This window comes from Croceicoccus estronivorus (assembly GCF_001625325.1).
GTDB classification, from domain to species: domain Bacteria; phylum Pseudomonadota; class Alphaproteobacteria; order Sphingomonadales; family Sphingomonadaceae; genus Caenibius; species Caenibius estronivorus.
This window is the reverse complement of record NZ_JRQQ01000002.1, coordinates 314,457-336,060: the sequence shown is the minus strand read 5'-3', so window position 1 is coordinate 336,060 and position 21,604 is coordinate 314,457. Positions and strand designations below refer to the sequence as shown.

At 57.2% G+C, this 21,604-nt stretch carries 21 protein-coding genes and 3 tRNA genes; 15 read left to right on the top strand and 9 right to left on the bottom strand.

All coding sequences use genetic code 11. The annotated features are described in order from the left end of the window. Nucleotides 1–34: 34 nt before the first annotated feature. The 3 genes from mfd to MB02_RS04830 are packed head-to-tail and all read right to left on the bottom strand — an operon-like array spanning nt 35 to nt 4,296. Nucleotides 35–3,535 (bottom strand): transcription-repair coupling factor, encoded by a 3,501-nt coding sequence (gene mfd / locus MB02_RS04840; protein WP_067533322.1) that lies wholly within the window; start codon nt 3,533–3,535, stop codon nt 35–37. 36 nt (nt 3,536–3,571) lie between these two features. Further along, entirely contained in the window at nt 3,572–3,841 is a 270-nt protein-coding gene (locus MB02_RS04835) for an FAD assembly factor SdhE (RefSeq protein WP_067533319.1), read from the bottom strand. 50 nt (nt 3,842–3,891) lie between these two features. Beyond that, complete coding sequence (locus tag MB02_RS04830) at nt 3,892–4,296, bottom strand: baeRF12 domain-containing protein (RefSeq protein WP_067533316.1); 405 nt, start codon at nt 4,294–4,296, stop codon at nt 3,892–3,894. 119 nt (nt 4,297–4,415) lie between these two features. On the opposite strand from MB02_RS04830, the gene recG reads away from it, so the two are divergent. Together recG and MB02_RS04820 are read left to right on the top strand one after the other, a co-directional pair. Then, the gene (gene recG / locus MB02_RS04825; protein ID WP_067533313.1) at nt 4,416–6,473 is read left to right on the top strand and encodes an ATP-dependent DNA helicase RecG; all 2,058 of its coding nucleotides are present in this window, start codon (nt 4,416–4,418) and stop codon (nt 6,471–6,473) included. 39 nt (nt 6,474–6,512) lie between these two features. Next, complete coding sequence (locus MB02_RS04820) at nt 6,513–6,941, top strand: GFA family protein (RefSeq protein ID WP_067533310.1); 429 nt, start codon at nt 6,513–6,515, stop codon at nt 6,939–6,941. Between the two features lie 49 nt (nt 6,942–6,990). Here MB02_RS04820 and MB02_RS04815 read toward each other — a convergent pair. Further along, nucleotides 6,991–7,067 (bottom strand) — tRNA-Pro (locus MB02_RS04815). 108 nt (nt 7,068–7,175) lie between these two features. On the opposite strand from MB02_RS04815, the gene thyA reads away from it, so the two are divergent. Then, entirely contained in the window at nt 7,176–8,141 is a 966-nt protein-coding gene (gene thyA / locus MB02_RS04810; protein ID WP_170304630.1) for a thymidylate synthase, read from the top strand. A 6-nt stretch (nt 8,142–8,147) separates the two neighbouring features. Here thyA and MB02_RS04805 read toward each other — a convergent pair whose 3' ends face one another. Continuing rightward, nucleotides 8,148–8,588 carry a hypothetical protein gene (locus MB02_RS04805; protein WP_067533304.1) on the bottom strand — a complete coding sequence of 147 codons (441 nt, stop codon included), beginning with the start codon at nt 8,586–8,588 and terminating at the stop codon, nt 8,148–8,150. A gap of 194 nt (nt 8,589–8,782) precedes the next feature. Here MB02_RS04805 and MB02_RS04800 point away from each other — a divergent pair. After that, nucleotides 8,783–8,859: transfer RNA gene (locus MB02_RS04800), tRNA-Asp, on the top strand. Nucleotides 8,860–8,956: 97 nt separating this feature from the next. On the opposite strand, the gene MB02_RS04795 is transcribed toward MB02_RS04800, so the two are convergent. The 3 genes from MB02_RS04795 to MB02_RS04785 all read right to left on the bottom strand — a co-directional run bounded on the left by MB02_RS04795 (nt 8,957) and on the right by MB02_RS04785 (nt 10,365). Then, entirely contained in the window at nt 8,957–9,184 is a 228-nt protein-coding gene (locus MB02_RS04795; protein WP_067533301.1) for a DUF2842 domain-containing protein, read from the bottom strand. A 10-nt stretch (nt 9,185–9,194) separates the two neighbouring features. After that, entirely contained in the window at nt 9,195–9,773 is a 579-nt protein-coding gene (locus tag MB02_RS04790) for a 5-formyltetrahydrofolate cyclo-ligase (protein ID WP_067533298.1), read from the bottom strand. Between the two features lie 292 nt (nt 9,774–10,065). Then, nucleotides 10,066–10,365, bottom strand: coding sequence for a cell division protein ZapA (locus MB02_RS04785; protein WP_067533295.1), 300 nt, complete (start codon nt 10,363–10,365; stop codon nt 10,066–10,068). 399 nt (nt 10,366–10,764) lie between these two features. On the opposite strand from MB02_RS04785, the gene tkt reads away from it, so the two are divergent. The 5 genes from tkt to MB02_RS04755 all read left to right on the top strand — a co-directional run bounded on the left by tkt (nt 10,765) and on the right by MB02_RS04755 (nt 16,452). Continuing rightward, nucleotides 10,765–12,777: a transketolase gene (gene tkt / locus MB02_RS04775; RefSeq protein ID WP_067533289.1), complete on the top strand. Its 2,013-nt coding sequence runs from the start codon at nt 10,765–10,767 to the stop codon at nt 12,775–12,777. A gap of 14 nt (nt 12,778–12,791) precedes the next feature. Beyond that, nucleotides 12,792–13,799, top strand: coding sequence for a type I glyceraldehyde-3-phosphate dehydrogenase (gene gap, locus MB02_RS04770; RefSeq protein WP_067533286.1), 1,008 nt, complete (start codon nt 12,792–12,794; stop codon nt 13,797–13,799). Nucleotides 13,800–13,809: 10 nt separating this feature from the next. Beyond that, complete coding sequence (locus MB02_RS04765) at nt 13,810–15,009, top strand: phosphoglycerate kinase (RefSeq protein ID WP_067533283.1); 1,200 nt, start codon at nt 13,810–13,812, stop codon at nt 15,007–15,009. Then, a complete protein-coding gene (locus MB02_RS04760) occupies nt 15,006–15,422 on the top strand; it encodes a VOC family protein (RefSeq protein ID WP_067533280.1) in 417 nt (138 codons plus the stop codon). The genes MB02_RS04765 and MB02_RS04760 overlap by 4 nt, the downstream gene beginning before the upstream one ends. Nucleotides 15,423–15,546: 124 nt before the next feature. Then, the gene (locus tag MB02_RS04755; RefSeq protein WP_067533277.1) at nt 15,547–16,452 is read left to right on the top strand and encodes a fructose bisphosphate aldolase; all 906 of its coding nucleotides are present in this window, start codon (nt 15,547–15,549) and stop codon (nt 16,450–16,452) included. A 16-nt stretch (nt 16,453–16,468) separates the two neighbouring features. Here MB02_RS04755 and MB02_RS04750 read toward each other — a convergent pair whose 3' ends face one another. Further along, nucleotides 16,469–16,876, bottom strand: a complete 408-nt coding sequence (locus MB02_RS04750) for a hypothetical protein (protein ID WP_235829420.1) — start codon at nt 16,874–16,876, stop codon at nt 16,469–16,471. A gap of 61 nt (nt 16,877–16,937) precedes the next feature. Here MB02_RS04750 and thiE point away from each other — a divergent pair, with 61 nt between their 5' ends. From thiE to MB02_RS04720, 6 genes are all read left to right on the top strand, one after another. After that, entirely contained in the window at nt 16,938–17,561 is a 624-nt protein-coding gene (gene thiE / locus MB02_RS04745) for a thiamine phosphate synthase (protein ID WP_067533274.1), read from the top strand. A gap of 98 nt (nt 17,562–17,659) precedes the next feature. Further along, a complete protein-coding gene (efp, locus tag MB02_RS04740) occupies nt 17,660–18,223 on the top strand; it encodes an elongation factor P (protein ID WP_067533271.1) in 564 nt (187 codons plus the stop codon). Nucleotides 18,224–18,225: 2 nt separating this feature from the next. Further along, nucleotides 18,226–18,612 (top strand): hypothetical protein, encoded by a 387-nt coding sequence (locus MB02_RS04735; protein ID WP_067533268.1) that lies wholly within the window; start codon nt 18,226–18,228, stop codon nt 18,610–18,612. 51 nt (nt 18,613–18,663) lie between these two features. Next, nucleotides 18,664–19,485, top strand: a complete 822-nt coding sequence (locus MB02_RS04730; protein WP_067533265.1) for an inositol monophosphatase family protein — start codon at nt 18,664–18,666, stop codon at nt 19,483–19,485. 165 nt (nt 19,486–19,650) lie between these two features. Beyond that, nucleotides 19,651–19,735, top strand: a tRNA-Leu gene (locus tag MB02_RS04725). Nucleotides 19,736–19,791: 56 nt separating this feature from the next. After that, the gene (locus MB02_RS04720) at nt 19,792–21,588 is read left to right on the top strand and encodes an SLC13 family permease (protein ID WP_067533262.1); all 1,797 of its coding nucleotides are present in this window, start codon (nt 19,792–19,794) and stop codon (nt 21,586–21,588) included. Nucleotides 21,589–21,604: the final 16 nt, after the last annotated feature.

Here is a 21,604-nt window from a genome sequence, read left to right as displayed (position 1 = left end):
TGTCCCGCAGTACGTTCCGTCAAATTGTCAGGCGTTATGCCGCCTTGCGGGCTTTTCGTGCGATGGCCGACAAACCCTTGGTGAGTTGGAACAAGCCATGAAGCCTACTCTTGGGATCGCCCCATGCTCGGTTGATCGCCAGTTTCATGTCCGGTCGCAGTTTAGCTGTCCCCTGCAATCGCTCGACATAAGCGATCAAGCCGGCAGGATCCGGGAACTGGTCCTTATGGAAGCTCACAAGAGTGCCACGCGCGCCGACATCTATCTTGGCGATATTGGCCTCGATTGCCTGATGCTTGATTTCAATCAGCTTGACGAGATTGGCAGTGGGGTCGGGTAGTGCGCCGAACCGATCGATCATTTCAGCAGCGAGGCCTTCGATGTCGGCCTTGTCCTTGGCATCGTTCAAACGGCGATAAAGGGCCATACGAACCGCGAGATCCGGGACATATTCTTCGGGGATCTGTATTGGCGCATCGACGGTAATCTGCGGGGACAGGCCGGATGTATCGGATTCCAGCCCCATATCTCCGGCCTTTGCTGCCAGAATCGCATCTTCCAGCATTGACTGATAAAGTTCAAAGCCCACTTCCCGGATATGGCCGGATTGTTCGTCACCAAGCAGGTTGCCTGCCCCGCGAATGTCGAGATCGTGGCTCGCGAGTTGGAACCCGGCCCCAAGGGAATCGAGATCGCCCAGTACTTTCAGTCGCTTTTCAGCGACCTCGTTGAGCGCCTGATCGCGTGGGTGGGTGAGATAGGCATAGGCACGCAGCTTGGAGCGACCGACCCGCCCTCGCAGCTGGTAAAGTTGGGCAAGCCCAAAGCGGTCTGCGCGGTGAATGATGATCGTATTGGCGCTGGGTATGTCCAGCCCGCTCTCAACGATGGTGGTTGAGAGCAGAACGTCATACTTGCGCTCATAGAAAGCGCTCATCCGTTCCTCGACTTCGCCAGGGCTCATCTGGCCATGGGCGGTGACGAATTTAACCTCAGGTACTGTGTTGTGCAGCCATTCCTCAATTTCGGGAATGTCCGCGATGCGTGGAACGATCAGGAAGCTTTGCCCACCCCGGTGGTGTTCGCGCAGCAAAGCCTCGCGCATCACCATATCGTCCCATTCCATCGTGTATGTGCGCACGGCCAGGCGATCGACGGGCGGTGTCTGGATGGTCGACAGTTCACGCAGGCCCGACATCGCCATCTGGAGGGTACGCGGTATCGGTGTGGCGGTCAGGGTCAGAACATGGACGTCAGCCCTCAGTGACTTGAGGCGTTCCTTATGATTGACGCCGAAGCGTTGTTCCTCATCCACGATGACCAGGCCGAGTTGCTTGAATTGCACCGACTTGGAGAGAAGGGCGTGCGTTCCGATGACCACATCTACGGTCCCGTCAGCCAGTCCCGCACGTGTCGTGGCGGCTTCCTTGGGCGGTACCAGGCGTGACAGTCGTCCCACCTTGAGTGGGAACCCGGCAAAGCGTTCGCTGAAATTCGTGAAGTGTTGGCGGGCCAGCAGGGTGGTCGGTGCGATTACAGCGACCTGCTGCCCACTCATTGCAGCTACGAATGCCGCGCGCAGTGCGACTTCTGTTTTGCCGAAGCCGACATCCCCACAGACCAGGCGATCCATCGGTTTTCCTTCGGACAGGTCGCCCAATACATCTTCAATGGCGCGTTCCTGATCGTCCGTTTCCGACCAAGGGAAGCGGTCGACGAACTGATTGAATGCGGCTTCGTCGGGAGTGAATATCGGTGCCTGCTTGAGAGCGCGAACAGCGGCCGTACGCATGAGTTCATGCGCGATTTCCCGGATCCGTTCCTTAAGCCGGGCACGGCGGCGTTGCCAGGCCTCGCCGCCCAGTTTGTCGAGCTGTACACCGTCGTTCCCGCTGCCATAGCGAGAGAGAACATCGATGTTTTCTACGGGGATGTAGAGTTTGTCGCCCCCCGCATATTCCAGCATCACGCAGTCGTGAGGACTCTTGCCTACGGGTATGGATTCCAGTCCGGCATAGCGGCCGATACCATGTTCCATGTGCACGACAAGATCACCGGGATGAAGTGCCGACAGCTCCGCCAGGAAAGCGTCACTGTCCTTGCGCTTCTTTTTCCTGCGGACGAGCCGATCGCCAAGAATATCCTGTTCGGCAATCAGTTCCAGAGCGTCGTTGGCAAAGCCTGTTTCCAGTGGAAGAACGACTGCAACTGGTTTGCCCTTGGCGGAAAGGCCCAGGGCTTGCTGCCAGCTGTCAGCCAGTGCGATTTCGGCGCCGGCATCACCGATAATCGAAGTGAGGCGGGCGCGGCTTCCAGTCGAATAGGCAGCGAGTATCGGCTTTTTGCCTTGCGCGGCCAGGCCTCGAAAATAGTTCGCGGCGGCTTGGTACACATTCTCGCCACGGGCACGTTCCGGGCTGAAATCCCGAGCCGAGGAAAAGCCGAAATCGACAACCTTCTCGCTTTCGGGTTGTACAAAGGCATCGGCCCGGTGCACTGGCCAGTCGTTGATCGATCCATTGAATTCTGAATTGGTGAGATAGAGCGCGTTCACTTCCAGAGGACGATAGCTCCCTGCGGCTTGGCCTGCCGTTGCGCCGCGCGTCGCGTGATAGTCGGCAATATCGGCCAGTCGCTCTTCGCCGGAAGCCATCGCTGATTGGTCGATCACAATCACGTCGGTCGGTGAAAGGTGATCGAACAGCGTCGTCAGTCGGTCTTCGAAGAGCGGCAGCCAGTGTTCCATGCCGGCCAGGCGGCGGCCTTCGCTGATAGCCTGATAAAGTGGGTCTCCTGTGGCGTTAGCGCCGAACAATTCCCGGTAGCGTCCGCGAAAGCGCTTGATGCTGTCTTCGTCCAGCAGGGCTTCACTGGCTGGCAGAAGCAGGTGTTCTCTTACTGTGCCGGTGCTGCGCTGGGTATTGGGATCGAACAGCCGCAAGGTCTCCAGCTCATCTCCGAAGAAATCCAGCCGCAGCCCTTGATCCAGACCGGAAGGAAAAATGTCGAAGATGGAACCGCGCACCGCATATTCGCCTGCGTCGGCCACTGTGTCTGTGCGAGAATACCCCTGCCGCTGGAGCAAGGCGATCAGACTTTCCCGCCCGATTTCGATCCCCGGCACCAGAGCGCGAACCGATTGCCGGACACGGAAAGGGGAAAGCACGCGTTGCAATACGGCATTGACCGTGGTTACCAGCAACTGCGATCCCTCGTGCCCCATCTGAAGCCGATGGAGCGCCGCAAGGCGGCGCGCGCTGACCGAAAGAGCAGGGCTTGCCCGGTCATAAGGCAGGCAATCCCACGCGGGAAATTCCAGCACTTCGAGTTCAGGTGCGAAATAGGCTGCGGCTTCGCTGACTGCCCGCATTGCCGCGTCGTCAGGGGCTATGAAAACGGCTCGCCCATTATTGTCAGGCGATGGGCCGCCAGCCGCGCGAGCCAGGTCGGCCATGACGAGTGGCTGACTCCCTCGCGCAATCGCGGACAGGGTCAGCGGAGACTTGGCTTTTAATATGCGGGACAGGTCTGACATGTGACGCTCACTGACGAAATCGCCTGACTGGCTCCGTCAGCCGGGAATTTCGACGTAGTCGAGCCGTTGCATCAGTTGCATCTGCGATCCGGCGAATTCGTCCGGCACCGTTTGCGTCTGTAGCGCCCAGGCCATGACATCGACATCGTCTTCTTCGAGCAATGCTTCGAACCATGCGAGTTCAGCTTCGCCCCATCCATCATAATAGCGGTCGAAGAAACCACCGATCATGTAATCGGCCTCGCGCGTGCCGCGATGCCATGCGCGAAACTTGCAGCGAGCGAGGCGAGCAGGAGTGTCAGACATGGGGTTGCCGGTAAGGCAGGGCGCGCTTTCAGGCAACCCCGTCCGGTATGCTATTTCCCGCGCAGTGCAGCGATGATTTCGGGGCCCTGCTTGCCGATCAGGTCTTTCGGCAGTTCACCTTGCAGCATGCTCTCGAGCTGCTTGTGATAATGGCGCCGCAGTTCACCGAGGGTGCGCGGGGCGGCGATCACCACCAGATGCTCGATCTTGTGGCTCAAGACTTGCTGATTGAGCCAATCCGCTACTGCCGCGGCGTGGGCATCCTCATCCAGCAGATGACCGGTGGGATTGCCTGAACTGGAGTGGTGGTGGCCTCCGGAGCCCTTGTTATGCTCGTCCAGTTTGGGAGCGTCGATGGCTGCCAGTTCCGGTTCTGCTTCGTTGCCGGTGTTCCTGAACAATTCGAATTGCTTGCCATCGACCAGTGCGATGACGGTACCGTGGGCCAGCAACATGCGTGTACTCCTGTCATTTGTTTTCAACTGATGCTGCACAATTCGGCATAGGTCATCACCGGTATCAATGCGCTTTGTCAATTATGGCGATTTTCCCGATAACCTGTCTATGAAGGCGCATGCGTCCGGAACGTCTCAATCCTCTGTTTGTCGATGCGCAAAGCCTGGACGGGGTTGGGCCCAAGTTGCGCAAGCCCTTGGAAAAACTTGGCCTGACGCGCGTCAGGGACTTTGTTTACCATCTGCCAGATCGTTTCATACAACGCCGCACTGTAACACGCCTCGACGAAGCGAACATCGGCGAGCAGGTCATAATCGCCCTCACTCCCGTCGAACATCGTGCTTCGTCAGGCCGAGGGCCCTTTCGTGTCCTGACGCAAGATAGCGAGGGTGACGTATGTACGCTGATATATTTTGGTCGCGCGTCCTATACGGCGAAGAAATTGCTGCCCTTGGGCGAAACCCGCTGGATTGCAGGTAAGCTCGATCAGTATGGCGACATGTTGCAGATCGTGCATCCAGACCATGTGGAGGCGGAAAGCACTGCCTTGATGGGTAGGCTCAACGAGCCTGTTTATCCCCTGGCCGAAGGCCTGACCCAGCCCCGCATGGCGGCGCTTGTCATGCAAGCCATGGGGCACGCGCCGGAACTTCCCGAATGGATCGAGCCCGCGTTGATTGAGCGAATGAAGTGGCCGACGTGGCGTGATGCACTGGAACTGGCGCATCGTGATACGCATCCGGTGGCACGTGACAGGCTGGCTTATGACGAATTGTTGGCGAACTCGCTCGCGCTGATGCTGGTGAAGAGTGCGAACCGTGCTCGTCGCGGACAACCGCTCAATGGCGATGGTCATTTACGTGACAGAATTTCCCTGCCTTTCCCGCTGACCGGAGCACAAAAGCGGTCGATTGGCGAGATCGAAGGAGATCTGGCCCAGGAATCGCCCATGCTGCGCCTGCTGCAAGGAGACGTGGGGGCGGGCAAGACTGTTGTCGCTCTCGAAGCGATGCTGATTGCTGTGGAGGCTGGGGCACAGGCTGCCATGCTTGCACCTACGGAAATCCTTGCCCGCCAGCATTATGAAACCTTGCGCAAATTGGCAGCATCTTCCGGAGTGGCGATTGCGCTGTTGACCGGACGGGACAAGGGCAAGGCACGCGAATCAATCCTCATGGGGCTGATGGATGGCAGCATCCAGATTGTTGTCGGAACGCATGCAATCTTTCAGGATGCGGTGGGGTATCGCAATCTCGGCCTGGTGGTGATCGACGAGCAACATCGCTTCGGCGTCGGCCAAAGGCTGATGCTGGCGCAGAAAGGCAAGGTCACGCCTCATTGCCTTGCCATGACAGCAACCCCGATCCCACGCACGCTGACACTTGCCCAATATGGGGAAATGGACGTGTCGCGTCTCGACGAGATGCCCCCGGGGCGTCAGCCGATCGACACACGGGTGATTGCCCAGGAAAGGCTGGCGGATGTCGTGGCGGGAATTGAACGTCATCTTGCAACCGGACAGCAGGCGTACTGGGTTTGCCCCATGGTGCGCGAAAACGAGAATGAAGACCTTGCGGCTGCAGAGGCTCGCTACGCGATTTTGAAGGAGCATTTCGGCGAAGCCGTTGTTCTGGTTCATGGACAGATGAAACCGGAGGCAAAGGATGCTGCGATGGAGCGTTTTGTCCTCGGTGAAGCAAAGTTGCTGGTTGCGACTACGGTGATCGAAGTAGGCGTCGATGTTCCGAACGCGACGCTGATGGTGATTGAGCAGGCTGAAAGATTTGGTCTTGCCCAGCTTCATCAATTGCGAGGACGAGTGGGACGCGGGAGCGAAAAATCGATCTGTCTGCTTTTGCGCGGAGAACAGCTTTCTGAAACCGGCCGACAACGGCTTGCCTTGATGCGCGAGACTCAGGACGGGTTCCGTTTGGCGGAAGAAGATCTGCGCTTGCGGGGAGGGGGCGAATTGTTGGGAACACGGCAGTCTGGCGATACGCCATTTCGAGTCGCATCTTTGGAACAGATCCAGCGACTGTTGCCGATTGCCCATGACGATGCACGGCTGTTGATCGAGCGAGATGGCGGGCTCGATTTGTCGCGCGGGCAGGCCGCGCGATTGCTCCTGTATCTCTTTGAACGTGACTGGGGAGTGCAAATGTTGAGAGGTGGTTAGCCGATCGGCAGGATACGCTTGGAGAAAGGGGAAAGTATCGTGAGTTTGACCGGTGGCTGCTTTTGCGGCCAGGTTCGTTATCGGATCGACGCACCGCTTGGCGAAGGGCGCTGCTGCCATTGTTCACGCTGTCGCAAAGCCTTCAGTGGTGCGGGTTCTGCGTATTCGGAAGTCGTGCCGGGCTCTCATTCATGGACCAGTGGGGCTGAGAATGTCCGCTTCTACGAGACCGCGCCGGGCTGGGGCATGGGTTTTTGCAAGACGTGCGGAACCACATTGTGCGGTGTTGCCGGTGATACAGTTCATGGCGTCACCTTGGGGACCGTCGATGGAGATCCAGGTGTCGTGATTGGGGCGCACATATTCGTCGATTCGAAAGCGCCGTGGGATCACATCGGGGGTGATGCCCCGCAATATGCGGAACATGCTCCGCAACGAAGCAACTCTGCAAATGGTGAGATCAATTAATTGGCGCTTTAATGGTCGAGCGATTCACGTCGCTCGATCCATGAAATGTTGGTCGGGGAGAGAGGATTCGAACCTCCGGCCCCTGCCTCCCGAAGACAGTGCTCTACCAGGCTGAGCTACTCCCCGACCGGCGCTGCCACAGAAGCTGTGGAGCGAGGCAGAGGCGGCCCTATAGTAGTGCAAGTGCGGGGTGGCAAGCAGGCAATTGCGCGTTATCGTCAAGGGATGGCTACTTTGAACCAGTCCTCCGATTCTTATCTCACTCAACGGCATTGGGAATGGCAGTATCTCGATCTCATGCGTCGAATCTGGGATGAAGGAAGCGAACGGATCGATCGCACCGGCGTAGGTACGCGCTCGGTATTTGGCGCATCGATGCGGTTTGACCTGTCTGAGGAGCAGATGCCCCTGCTGACCACCAAGCGCGTCTATTGGAAAACGGCGACGCGTGAATTTCTATGGTTTTTGACAGGGGAGACCAACATTCGGTCGTTATGTGCGCAAAACGTGCAGATATGGACGGATTGGCCGCTTGAACATTTCCGCAAGGAAACGGGCGACCCCATGTCCCGAGATGAGTTTTCCAAGCGCATCGTTGAAGATGCGGAGTTTGCAGCACGCTGGGGTAACCTGGGCCCGGTCTATGGCAAACAATGGGTCGATTGGCCGGTATATGAACAGGATGGTGCCGACGATTTCGGATTGATCTACCGTCAACGGGCCAAAGGCGTGAATCAGGTTGCTCAGGTGGTTGAAAGTCTGCGCCACAGTCCTGGTAGCCGCCGCCATATCGTTGAAGGCTGGAATGTGGCGGAACTGGATGCCATGGCTCTCCCGCCTTGTCACAAGACATATCAATTTCACGTTGCAGGGGACCGGTTGAACGGCTTGCTCTATCAACGGAGCTGCGATGTGGCGCTTGGTTTACCCTTCAACCTGTGGGGAGGGGCGCTGTTTTTGCGGATGCTTGCCCAGCAGTGTGATCTTGAGCCGGGTGAGCTGGTGTGGATGGGGGGCGATACGCATCTCTATCTCAATCACGAAGCATTGGTTGAAGAACAGCTCGCCCGCACGCCGTCAGGATATGGAAAAATGCGGATCACGCGCAAACCTGATTCGATTTTCGATTATCGAATCGATGATTTTCAGGTGGATGGGTACGAGCCGCAAGGCGCGATCAAGGCGCCAGTTGCAGTCTGACTTTAGTCAGCGAACAAGTGCGCTATAGCTGATTCGTCCATTAGGCCCGTTTACGCGCCACCGAACATTCGTGATGTCTTCCGGCGTAGCGAGCCGCAGACCATATGCGTCACGTATCTGGAGCTGCCCCAGCGTCCCCCAACTGCGCCCCTTGTCTGCGGATACTTCTTCATCGCCGGTGCTGCTACGCTGGAAGGTGAGGTTCGGGGGGACTGCCAGTGTAACGGTTGCAGGCTTGCCATCCTGCGGGGACTGCCAGTCCAGAATGGTTACGACCCGGTCGCCACGGCCAAGGGTGGTCGCCCGTTCGACGATGCGCGTGTCAGATCCTTCGGCATAGGATTCGCGTTCGATGAAAACGGCGCTATGCACCGTTTTCATCGCTTCGGCAGCTTGCGCAGGAGCTGCACCCAGAAAAGCCAGAATCATGAAACTTAACAGTCGCATGGTTAAATCCCCTCATTCTCCCCTGACTGGATTCATCGCCAAAAGACCGAGAAAAAATGGTTAACCAGGCACGGAAAATTCGGAGTTTCGAAGCTACTTTCAATTTTGAGGAAAAAGGCATGCGAAGCGTAGTTGACAGGCCATCGCCGCTAGCCTAGTGGCGCGGCTCCCAAGCGGTGCACGCCCAAGGATACGCGGGTGTAGCTCAGTTGGTTAGAGCGCCGGCCTGTCACGCCGGAGGTCGCGGGTTCGAGTCCCGTCACTCGCGCCACTTGGGACTTCCATATAGGGAATACATAAAAGCCCCGGCGATTTGCCGGGGCTTTTATGTTTCGTGGCTATGGCATCTATCGTGCTCTAATCATGTGTCATTCCGTTGGCGGCACACGCCAGCTTCCTGTTTCCATCCAGATCAGGAAGCGCTTCAATGGCAAGAGCCAGATCGTTCCCAAAACGATATAAATCACCGTCTGGGCGAGAATATGCCAACCGGCGATAAGGTCCGATGCCTTTGCGACGAGCAGCGCATAAATTGCTAATCCTGCCATCAGGCCGAGGATTCCAAATGGGATGCGCAGGGTTGGTTTTTCTCGCATGGGCATTTCTCTAAAAAGGGCCGTAAAGCCGGGTAGGCGTAACAACCGCTTTCAATGGATGATCGTGCGGCTCTAGCGGTAGTTGATCGACCAACTGGCAATCCCAGGCAAGTCCTATGGCTATTGTGCCTGGATGGGCATCCAGCCAACGATCATAATGGCCACCACCTTGTCCGAGCCTGTGGCCATCGACCGTAAAACCAAGCAGCGGTGTGAACAGCACATCGGGGATCAATGCCAATGCCTCTGACCCGGGTTGCAAGGCCTTGTAAGGCCCGGGTTCCAGATCGCTTTCACCAAAGGGATCGCTGAAAGTCGCGAAGTCCATTTCTGTGCCAGGGGCTGCGAACCTGGGTAAGGCTACTTTGTGTCCGGCTTCGTAGAAGAAGCGAGCATACGCGGCAGCAGGAGCTTCGTTCAATGTAGCGTGATAGAGGCCGATCACCGCATCGGACGGAATCATGGATGTTACCGGGCGGGGTGGTCGAAGAAATAACAAGGCACGAGTGCTGTCGGGCAGGGCATTCACATGTTCCTGCCGCTTTACTCGCAAAGATCGCCGCAGTTCATTCTTGGAATTTTTTGCCACACCCTGTGCCCCGAAATTGCGGCAGAGCCGTCATCCCTTTGGAAATAAAGAGCGGGATTAGATCAAGATCGGCCCGGACAGCGCTTGTCGAAAGCTAAAGTGACGGGAACCATCATGGGTCGTTGCCGGGAAATCCTCTGACGCCTCGACGTCAGGTGGGAGCCATGTGCATCGGACCAGGATCCGGGCAGGGACAGCCCCCATGGATTGCTTATAGCCTCAGGGATATTCTCGAACGGCTCGTGCCGGACAGTCCCCGTCGCGGCCTATCTAGGGATGGCAAAGCTTATCCTCAAGCGCTGTTCATGCTCGCGGCGAGATTTTCGATACGCTGAGCAATTCTTTCCAGCGCCGGTGCGACTTCAGGAACAGATGTCGCGGCGGCCTTGGCTTGCCGGGCATCGTAAAGTTCGTCTGCCAAGAGCAATGATGCAAACAGCAGCGACCGGACCTCGTTCTGGCCTTTCGCGGCGCCCATTGCCTCAACCTTCTCGTCGATCAGCCTGCCAAGTATGGAGACATGATCTTCCTCGCCTTGGGCACAAGCCACAGTATAGTTCCGGCCACCGATCCTGAGGGTTACGTTGCTCATATGGCGCACTTCGCAAGGGTAAGAGTCATTTCTCCAAAGCCTGGATAAGCAAATCTAGTTCAGTGAGAGATGCATTCACGTTTTTGCGCAGCGCGTCGTGCTTCTGTTGCAAAAGAGCATCGGGTGCGGTCGGATTGGAGGCTTCCAAGTGGTCCAAAGCCCTTTCTATCCGGGCTATAGCTTGCAATGTTCGCTCCCGTTCCATGCCATAGGGCTAGCGCAATGCATTGGATCGGCAAAGATTTGCAGGGGGTTGTTGCCAATAAAACTGCGGAAAAACCCCTGTGTGCGTGAATGTCCGTGCGCTTGACGAGGGGCCATGTGTTGGCAAAGGAGGCCCCGCGCCGAATCGCTATCACTTATAACCCCGTCCGGCGCAGACGCAGGAGCACCCTTCGCATGAGCCTCGATCCGTCCCGTCTGGCGCCTATGGCCAATGCCATCCGCGCACTCTCGATGGATGCCGTGCAGGCGGCCAACAGCGGGCACCCGGGCATGCCAATGGGCATGGCCGATGTCGCAACTGTTCTTTGGTCCAATTATCTGAAGTTTGATCCGGCGGATCCACACTGGCCGGATCGCGATCGGTTTGTCCTTTCGGCAGGTCATGGTTCCATGCTTATGTATTCGCTGCTGAATCTCAGCGGATATGCGCGCCCGACAATGGATGATATCCGGAATTTTCGGCAGCTCGGCAGCCCTTGCGCTGGCCACCCCGAAAATACCGAGCTCGATGGGGTCGAGTGCACGACCGGTCCTCTCGGCCAAGGCTTGGCGATGGCCGTGGGCATGGCGGTTGCGGAACGGCATCTCAATGCCAAGTTCGGCGACGATATCGTGGATCACCGCACTTGGGTGGTTGCTGGCGATGGCTGCCTTATGGAAGGAATCAACCATGAAGCGATCGGGATTGCCGGCCACTTGAAGCTTGGCCGTCTGATCGTGTTCTGGGATGACAATGCGATTACCATTGACGGCAAGACCGATCTTTCGACGAGTGAGGACATCAAGGCTCGTTACACTGCCACGGGATGGCATGTGGAAAGCTGCGATGGCCATGATTACGCCGATATCGCCCGTGCCATCGACGCTGCGGTGGCCGACGCTCGTCCTTCGCTGATTGCCTGCAAGACAGTTATCGGTAAGGGCGCGCCCAACAAACAGGGTACGTCCGCTGTCCATGGCGCGGTGTTGGGCGAAGATGAAATCGCGAATGCGCGCAAGGAACTCGGTTGGGACTCGGCGCCATTCGAAATTCCCGAAGAGATCGAGATGAACTGGCGTGAAACCGCCGATCGCGGTCGAGAGGCGCATCTCCTGTGGCAGGAGCGCATGGATCGCGCGGGTGAGAGTGGGGATGCCTTCCGGTCCTATCTTACCGAAGCAGGCGATACTGCTGGCGAAGTGCTCGAAGCTTATATTTCCGGTCTTGCCAAGGAGCCCAAAAAGGTCGCGACCCGCAAGGCATCGGAAATGGCGCTGGGTCCGCTGACTGAAGCGATTCCTCAGATGATCGGCGGATCAGCCGACCTTACTGGCTCGAACAACACGAAGACTGCTTGTACCACCCCATTGACGGCTGCGGATTATGGCGGGCGTTACCTTTACTACGGCATCCGCGAATTCGGCATGGCAGCCGTGATGAACGGGATGGCATTGCACGGTGGGGTTATTCCCTATGGCGGTACTTTCCTGGTGTTCAGCGATTATTGCCGGAATGCGATCCGTATGTCCGCGCTGCAACACGTCGAGACAGTCTATGTGCTGACGCATGACTCGATCGGTCTGGGTGAGGATGGGCCGACCCACCAGCCTGTCGAGCATGTCATGAGCCTGCGGCTTATCCCGAATCTCAATGTCTACCGGCCAGCCGATGTGATCGAGACGGCGGAATGCTGGGCACTTGCCCTTCAGACACCGGGCACTCCATCCGTACTGGCTCTGTCGCGGCAGAACTTGCCGCAATTGCGTGGGGAAGGGGACGAAAACTGGACTTCCGCCGCAAATCGTTCCGCTCGTGGGGCTTATCGCCTTCGTGCTGCGGAGAACGAGCGACGGGTTATCCTGATTGCCACCGGCTCGGAAGTGCATCTGGCGATTGAAGTAGCGGAAAAGTTGGAAGCGCAGGGTATCGGGGCCGATGTCGTCTCGATGCCGTGCATGGAACTGTTCGACCAGCAGGATGATGCATATCGCGACGATGTCCTGCCCGATGTTCCGCCCAGCCAGATATTGCGTGTGTCGATTGAGGCAGGTGTGACTCAGGGCTGGGAACGCTATACCATGCTCAAGGGTCTCAATATTGGCCTTGATCGTTTCGGCGCGTCTGCCCCGGCGGATGAGCTGTTCCGGAAATTTGGCTTTACTGCCGATGCAATTGTTCCAAAAATTCTCGAAAAAATAGTAATTTAACAGGAGTTCATTACATGGCGACGAAGGTTGCGATCAACGGGTTCGGACGTATCGGGCGACTGGTCGCTCGCGCGATCCTCGAGCGTAACGACCACGATCTTGAACTGGTCGCGATCAACGATCTCGCGGACACGAAATCGAACGCACTGCTGTTCCAGTATGACAGCACCCATGGCCGTTATCCGGGCACTGTAATCGCCGGTGACGGCAAGATCACGGTCGATGGCAAGGATATTGCGGTTACTTCGGAACGCGATCCTGCCAATCTCCCGCATGGCGAAATGGGCATCGATATCGTCATGGAATGCACCGGCTTTTTCCAGTCTGATGAGAAGAGCCGTCCGCACCTTGCCGCTGGTGCCAAGCGTGTCATCATCTCGGCTCCGGCAACGGGTGTTTCGAAGACGATTGTCTATGGCGTCAATCATGACACTTTGACGGCAGACGATCTGGTCATTTCCAATGCAAGTTGCACGACCAATTGCCTGGCGCCGGTGGCGAAAGTCTTGCAGGATGCGGTTGGTATCGAGCGTGGCTTCATGACTACGATCCACAGCTATACCAACGACCAGCGCATGCTGGACCAGATGCATAGCGATATGCGCCGCGCCCGCGCTGGCGCAGCCAATATGATCCCTACCACGACCGGTGCAGCACGTGCCGTTGGCCTGGTCCTTCCTGAACTCAAGGGCAAGTTGGACGGCTCTTCAGTCCGTGTGCCAACCCCCAATGTCAGCCTGATCGACCTGACTTTCGTGCCAGGCCGGGATACCACGGCGGAAGAACTGAACGCTGCGCTCAAGGCGGCGGCGGAAGGTCCGATGAAGGGTGTGCTGGACTACACGGATGAGCCGTTGGTCAGTAGCGACTTCAACCATTATCCGGCGAGTTCGACGGTCGATAGCCTGGAAACAGCGGTTCTTGAAGGCAAGCTGGGCCGTGTGGTTTCGTGGTATGATAATGAATGGGGCTTTTCTAACCGTATGATCGATACCGCTGGAGTGGTGGCTTCCTTCCTCTGAGGGGTAGAAAATGGCGTCTTTCCGTACACTTGACGATCTCGGTGATGTTTCCGGAAAGGTCGCACTGGTTCGCGTTGACCTGAATCTGCCGATGCAGGATGGCCATGTCACGGATGTGACAAGGGTTAAGGCGTCGGCGCCAACCATTCTTGAATTGGCGGGCAAGGGTGCGAAAGTGCTCTTGCTCGCCCACTTCGGCCGCCCAAAGGGTGAACGCCATTCGACAATGTCGCTCAGTCTGGTCCAGGGCGCGGTCGAGGATGTGCTTGGGCACGAGGTGATGTTCATTCCCGAAGTCGCCGGAGAAGTTGCCGCGCAGGCTATCGGCATTTTGCGGCCAGGTGATATCGGGATGCTGGAAAATACCCGGTTCTGGAAGGGCGAGGAAAAGAACGATCCGGATTTTGCCAAGTCCATTGCGGCTAATGCGGATTTCTATGTCAACGATGCATTTTCCGCTGCGCATCGGGCCCATGCAACGACGGAAGGCTTGGCTCATCTGCTGCCTGCCTATGCCGGCCGTGCGATGCAGGCAGAACTGGAAGCGCTCGACAAAGCCTTGGGCGCCCCGGAAAAGCCGGTTGCTGCTGTGGTAGGTGGGGCCAAGGTTTCGACCAAGCTTGCCGTGCTCGAACATTTGGTGGGGCAAGTCGATCATCTGATAATCGGCGGCGGCATGGCCAATACCTTTCTGGCCGCACGTGGAATCGATGTCGGAAAATCTCTCTGCGAACATGAACTGGCGGAAGTCGCCGAGAAAATCATGGATGCAGCCGACAGGTCCGGCTGCACGGTCCACCTGCCATACGACGTGGTGGTGGCAAAGGAATTCGCACCCAATCCGCCGTCTATGCGGACATGCAATGTTCACGAAGTGGGCGCTGACGAGATGATCCTCGATGTGGGGCCGCAGGCTGTCGAAGCCTTGGCGGACGTTCTCAAGACTTGCCGGACATTGGTGTGGAATGGCCCCATGGGGGCATTCGAAACGGAGCCTTTCGATGCGGCGACCGTCGCTCTGGCTCGCACAGCAGCTGCGTTGACCAAGGAAGGATCGCTGGTTTCGGTTGCAGGCGGTGGAGACACCGTTTCGGCTCTCAATCATGCGGGCGTGGCGAAAGATTTTACCTATATTTCAACAGCTGGTGGAGCCTTCCTTGAATGGATGGAGGGCCGTGAGTTGCCGGGTGTCGCAGCTTTGATGCGATGATTAGGATCGCGGCGCTCGACCATGTCGTGTTTCGGGTCCGGAACATGGATCGTATGATTGCCTTTTATGAACAAGTGTTAGGCGCCACTGTCGAACGTAAGATCGAGAATTTGGGCCTTGTACAGCTCCGTGCAGGAAGGTCGCTGGTCGATCTTGTCGATTGTGACGGGGAACTCGGGCGACAAGGCGGAGAGCCGGCGGGCAAGGGCGGACGCAACGTCGATCACGTTTGTTTTCAGATTCGGCCTTGGGACGAAGCTGGCATTCTGGGTCATCTAAAGCATCATGGATTGGCGGACATTTCTGTGAGCAGGCGTTACGGGGCAGATGGGTTCGGCCCCAGCATCTACCTGAATGATCCGGAGGGTAACATGCTGGAACTCAAGGGGCCGCCGGATGCTCTGGGCGAATAGGCGTCACGAAGACTGAAAAGCCAAGACATAGGACTATGGTTGATGCAGTTGCGGCACTGTCTGGGGGTGACTAAGGCAGGCCCCATTCAAATTGGATTACGAAGAGAAAATAGGCAGGAATGACATGCAGCAGCAGGATATGATCAAGAAGATCGGTGATGGTAACGGCTTCATTGCGGCGCTGGATCAGAGTGGCGGCTCAACACCTAAAGCGCTCCTCGGGTATGGCATTGAGGAAAGTGCCTATTCCAACGATGATGAAATGTTCGCGCTGATCCATAAAATGCGTAGCCGCATAATCAGTTCACCCGCTTTCTCAGGCGATAAGGTAATCGGCGCTATCCTGTTCGAAAAGACGATGGACGGGACTGTCGATGGTAAGCCCACGCCCACGGCGCTTATCGATAAGGGTGTTGTGCCTTTTATCAAGATTGACAAAGGGTTGGAAGACGAAGCCAACGGCGTTCAGATGATGAAGCCGATGCCGGAACTCGATATGCTTCTGACCCGTGCAAAAGCGCTGGGCGTGTTCGGCACCAAGGAACGTTCGGTTATTCAGTCCGCCAATCGTGAAGGGATTGCAGCTGTCGTTGCCCAGCAGTTTGAAATTGGCAGACAGGTGATTTCGCACGGTATGATGCCGATCATCGAACCGGAAGTGAATATCAAGAGCGAGACGCGCGCGGAATGCGACCAGATCTTGCTCGAAGAAATCCTGAAAAATCTCGATGCCATGCCGGAAGGCCGGCAGGTCATGTTGAAGCTCAGTCTTCCGGTTAAGCCTGGATTGTTCGATCCGCTGGTCGATCACCCAAAGGTGCTGCGCGTCGTGGCGCTTTCGGGCGGTTACAAGCGGCCTGAGGCTTGTGCGGAACTGGCCAAGAATCGCGGCGTTATCGCCAGCTTCAGCCGGGCTTTGCTTGAAGATCTACGCGCCCAGATGAGCGATGATGAATTCAATGCTTCCCTGGCAGGCGCAATCGACGAAATTTTCAAGGGCTCGACCCAGAAGTCGGTCGTTGCTGCCTGACCCTGATGGGTGGTTGTCAAAGACCGCCCATGAAACGAAAGCCGAAGCGGTAATCCCCGGGCGGGATTGCCGCTTTTGCGTGCATGGCTGGCGTGACTTCAACAAGTTCAATCGAGCCATCTGCAATCTGTTGAGGGTCTCCGAGCACCAGTTCTCGTAACTGGCTTCCCGGACCCAGGTCTATTTTCACTCTGACTTTCACTTGTCCTGCCCAGACGCACTGAACTCCCGTTGGGCAGCGGCTGTCCTCGATTACAGCGAGCGGCGTCAGGTGCGGTCCGTCGATATAGACGGTTTGCCCAATCCTTGCCTGGACGACACCGTTTTCCGGAATCGGAGCTTTCACAGGCGGGTTTGCCGTACACGACGTGGCCAAGCTGGTGAGGGCCAGAAGAATGGGCAGTCTCATGAAGGAAGAATACATCGGCCCTCATTGCGTTCCATAGCCTTGGCGGGACTCATTCTCACCTATACAGGGCGTCTTTATGTCAGATTGCCAACTCTATCTTATCTCGCCGCTTGATGTCAGCGGCACATTCCCCGACCGGCTTGCCCGCGCACTAGATGCTCAGCGTCCCGAAATGCCGGTCACTGCCTTTCAGTTTCGTGTGAAGGGCGTTGATCAGCACGAGGCGGTGCGGCTTGCAGAGCCGCTTCAGGCGATCTGTGCGGATCGTGACGTGGGCTTCATCGTTAACGACTCGGTTGCGCTGGCCAAACGGATCGGTGCTGACGGTGTCCATCTGGGGCAGGGAGATGGCGATGTGCGTGAAGCACGTGAACTGCTTGGCAGAGAGGCGCAAATCGGCGTGACGTGCCACAATAGCCGTCATCTCGCGATGGAAGCTGGTGAGGCCGGGGCCGACTACGTCGCCTTCGGAGCGTTTTTCCCGACAACAACCAAGGATGTCGAGCATCGGGCCGAACTGGAAATCCTTGAGTGGTGGCAGATGTATTTCGAACTGCCTTGCGTCGCGATTGGAGGAATAACGCCGGAAAATTGCTTGCCTCTTGTCGAGGCAGGGGCAGATTTTCTAGCTGTTTGCAATGCCGTATGGAGTGGTGACGAGGTTCGTGCGGTTCAGGCCTTCGCAGAGCGGTTGACCTGATTCCACGCAGGGAATGGAAGCCGATGCCCTTGCTCCGGCAGCAGCCAGCCGCTAGGGGCCGCGCAAGACATTAGCTATTTTCTCGAAAGAGCGAGTTTATGAAAATCAGCGGCGTGGACATTCGTCCCGGCAATATTCTCGAATATGAGAAGGGCATCTGGAAGGTTGCCAAGACCCAGCACACGCAGCCGGGCAAAGGCGGCGCCTTCATGCAGGTTGAGATGAAAAATCTCATCGACGGCCGGAAAACGAATGTTCGCTTTCGCAGTGCTGATACGGTTGAGCGCGTCCGTCTGGATACGAAAGATTTTCAGTATCTTTATGCGGATGGCGATCAGCTGGTGTTCATGGACAAGGACACATACGACCAGCTCCAGCTGCCTGCGGATCTTCTTGGCGATGCCGTGGCGTTTCTGCAGGATGGCATGGATGTAACGCTCGAACTCTACGAGGAACGTCCAATCAGTGTGCAGCTTCCCGAACAGGTCGAAGCCACCATCGTCGAAGCCGATGCAGTGGTGAAAGGGCAGACCGCCAGTTCCAGTTACAAGCCTGCGATTCTCGACAACGGAGTTCGCGTCATGGTCCCGCCGCATATTGAAAGCGGCACACGGATCATCGTCGATGTTTATGCCCGTGAATATGTAAGAAAGGCAGATTGATAATGCGCAAGACGATCCTTCTCGCTGCCGCGATTGCGGCGGTCGCCGCCCCGTCGGCAGTTCTGGCCGCAGACAAGAAAGCCGACGACGCCAAGGTGGTGCCGGGCAACACTGCTGAGGACATTCAGCGAGGGGTCGTCATCGTGCGCTCTTTCGTGGGGGCATTGAACTCCGATCAGGTGACCAAGGAACAGAAGGGCGCGCTGATCGCTTGCCTTTACAATAATCCGGTTCGCAAGATCAGCCTGGCCGCCGGCAAGGTTCTGAGCGAAAATGAAAAGCTCGATCCGAAGAATCCGAATCATATCTATGCCGCCTCCGCCGCAGTTTGCGGCATGCCCAAGGGCAATCCGGCACCCGCAAAAACCGATCCGTCCAAGGGGCGCTAAGCCCGAAAGGCGTGATCCTTCGCAGTTGCTGCGGAGGTAACAGGAAATAATATGGCTGCAGTATCAGGCCTTATTCGCGTGATGGAACGTGCCGCACGCAAGGCGGGCGGGCGGTTGCGTCGCGACTTTGGTGAAGTCGAACATCTGCAGGTTAGCCGGAAGGGACCTGCAGATTTCGTTTCCAAGGCCGATCGGGCTTCGGAGCGTACCTTATATGACGAACTCCTTCAGGCACGGCCGGATTGGGGCTTTGTGCTGGAGGAGGGGGGCATAATCGAAGGCGACCCGACGAAGCCGCGTTGGGTTATAGATCCCTTGGATGGCACAAGTAACTTCCTTCACGGGATTCCGCACTTTGCGATTTCAATCGCTGCTCAGGAACCGCGACTGGATGGTAAGGGCTGGGGCGATGTCATTGCCGGTGTCATCTATCAGCCGATTACCGATGAAACCTATTGGGCGGAAAAGACGCGTGGTGCATGGCTGCATGACGGTCGTTTGCGCGTTTCGTCGCGGCGGCATCTGGATGAGGCGCTGATCGCTACGGGCATTCCCTTTGCTGGGGCGGGCGATCCCAACGAATGGGTAAAGATCTATGCGGAAATCGGCCCGAAGGTGGCTGGGATCCGTCGGTTTGGCTCTGCTTCGCTTGATCTGGCCTGGGTTGCGGCCGGGCGATACGATGGCTTTTGGGAGAGTAATCTTCAGCCGTGGGATACGGCTGCAGGATGCCTTCTCGTTCGTGAAGCTGGCGGTTTTGTGTCTGATTGGAGAGGGCGTTCCGACCCGATTTGCGACACCCAGGTGTTGGCGGGCAATGATGCGCTCCATTCCCGATTGCACAAGCTTATTGTAGGAGCGCTCAAAGGCTGAAGTAATCGTCTTTACGGTGCTTGATGCGGAGCATTTGTCTCGTTAGAGCATCGCGTAGAGAGGGTCGGGCTCGATTTTCGCAAGAAACGACGCGGCAACATAGGGTTGGAGTGATCTGCATGATTCACGAATCATTCGGATTGTTCTAAACCCACTCAACGCAGTGCCCCTGTGGCGGAATTGGTAGACGCGCTCGACTCAAAATCGAGTTTCTACGGAAGTGCCCGTTCGAGTCGGGCCAGGGGCACCAGCTGCGTTTTCGAGGAGGAAACCCGCAATGTTGCATGACTGCCTGGTGCACAGGTAATGCCGGGATTCCCTACCTTTCATGCTTTGGCCGCTATGGTCGTCACGATCGGCATGTTCATCGGGTTTGCGCGTGGTCGCATGTCGGTGGAAATTGTTTCATTGCTGACTATCGCGGTAATAGCGGTCGGCCTGTATTTCTTTCCGCTTCCCCATACCCAGCCTACTGACGGGTTGCGGCTCGCGTTCGGTGGCTTCGGGCATTACGCGCTGATTACCATCTGCTCGCTGATGATAATGGGGCGGGCATTGGTGGTAACCGGGGCTCTCGATCCGGCGGCACGCATCCTTGAGCGGGTGTGGAAGATAAACCATCAGGTCGGGCTGCTGGTTTCGCTGCTGATTGCCTTTTTCCTGTCGATGATCGTCAACGATACGCCTGTTCTGGTGTTGCTGATTCCGATCTTCGTGCAACTTGCGGCACGCGGCGCGATGCCTGCGTCAAAGACGCTGATTCCCCTTAATGCCGCGGTGCTGATCGGTGGAATGGCAACGACGATCGGCACATCGACCAATCTATTGGTTGTATCGATTGCCCGCGATCTGGGCATGCCGCACATGAACGTGTTTCATTACACGCCGATCGTTTTGACCGCTGCACTGGTTGCTTTGCCATATCTGTGGCTCGTGATGCCACGGCTACTGCCAGCCCATAGTGTTGAGGAAATGCATGAACAGCGTCGCTTCCTGACCCGGCTACGGATTCCGGTTGGCAGCGAATTGGTCGGAAAAGCGCTCGATGCCCTGCGCCCACGTGTTCCTGCGGACTTCGCATTTGAAGAAAATCCGGCAGGCCCCATGGAGGCTGGTCAGCGTATTCTGATCTCCGGCACACACGAGGCGCTGGAGGAGGCAGTGCGCACGCTCAAGGGCGAAGTCGCACCGGGTTGGGTTCTGGCGAAAATTCGCCAAAAGGCTGCGGCTCTGGGCGATGACGTCATGGTGGTGGAAATGGCTGTCACTGCCGATTCCCGCCTGCTCCAACGGACATTGGCGACCAGCGGTATTGCAGACCTTTATAATGTGGCTGTCCTGGGCATTCACAAACCGCCGCGGCTGATTGGCCCCGGTCATGAAGAAGCGACCGGGGAACTGCGCATCGCGGAAGGGGATGTCCTGCTTGCCATTGGTCTGGTCGATGATTTGCAGGAGTTTGCCCGGGGAGACAGCTTGCTTATCCTTGATGGGGCGAAGGAGATGCCGCGCCGGTCGAAAGCGATGCTTTCGGCAGCTATCATGTTCGGTTCCATCGGCACGGCCTCTATCGGCCTGTTCCCCATTGCAATCGCGGCGCTGGGAGGGGCAATTCTCATGCTGCTCACCGGTTGCGTGAAATTCGACCGCGTGGGCAGGGCGCTATCTGCCAAAGTAATTGTGCTGGTCGCGGCCAGCATCGCGGTTGGTAGTCTGGTTATGGAAACCGGAGCTGCGGCATGGCTGGGTGAATTGATGGCAGCTTTTCTCCAGTACCTTCCCCCTGCGGCGGTGCTCGCGGCCATCATGCTGTTCGTTACCGCGCTGACCAACTTTGCGTCCAATGCCACGGCCGCCACGATCGGAACGCCGATTGCATTCAACATTGCCAATCATCTGGGTATGCCGGCGGAGCCGTTGGTTCTGGCTGTGCTGTTCGGGTGCAATCTCTGCTACGCAACTCCGATCGCCTATCAGACAAACATGCTGATTATGGCAGAGGGCGATTACAGCTTTGGCGATTACCTCCGCACGGGTGTGCCGCTCGTGCTGCTGATGGTTGTAACGCTGTCGATCCTGCTGGTCATTCAGTACGGCATGTAGTTGCACCTGCGGGTGC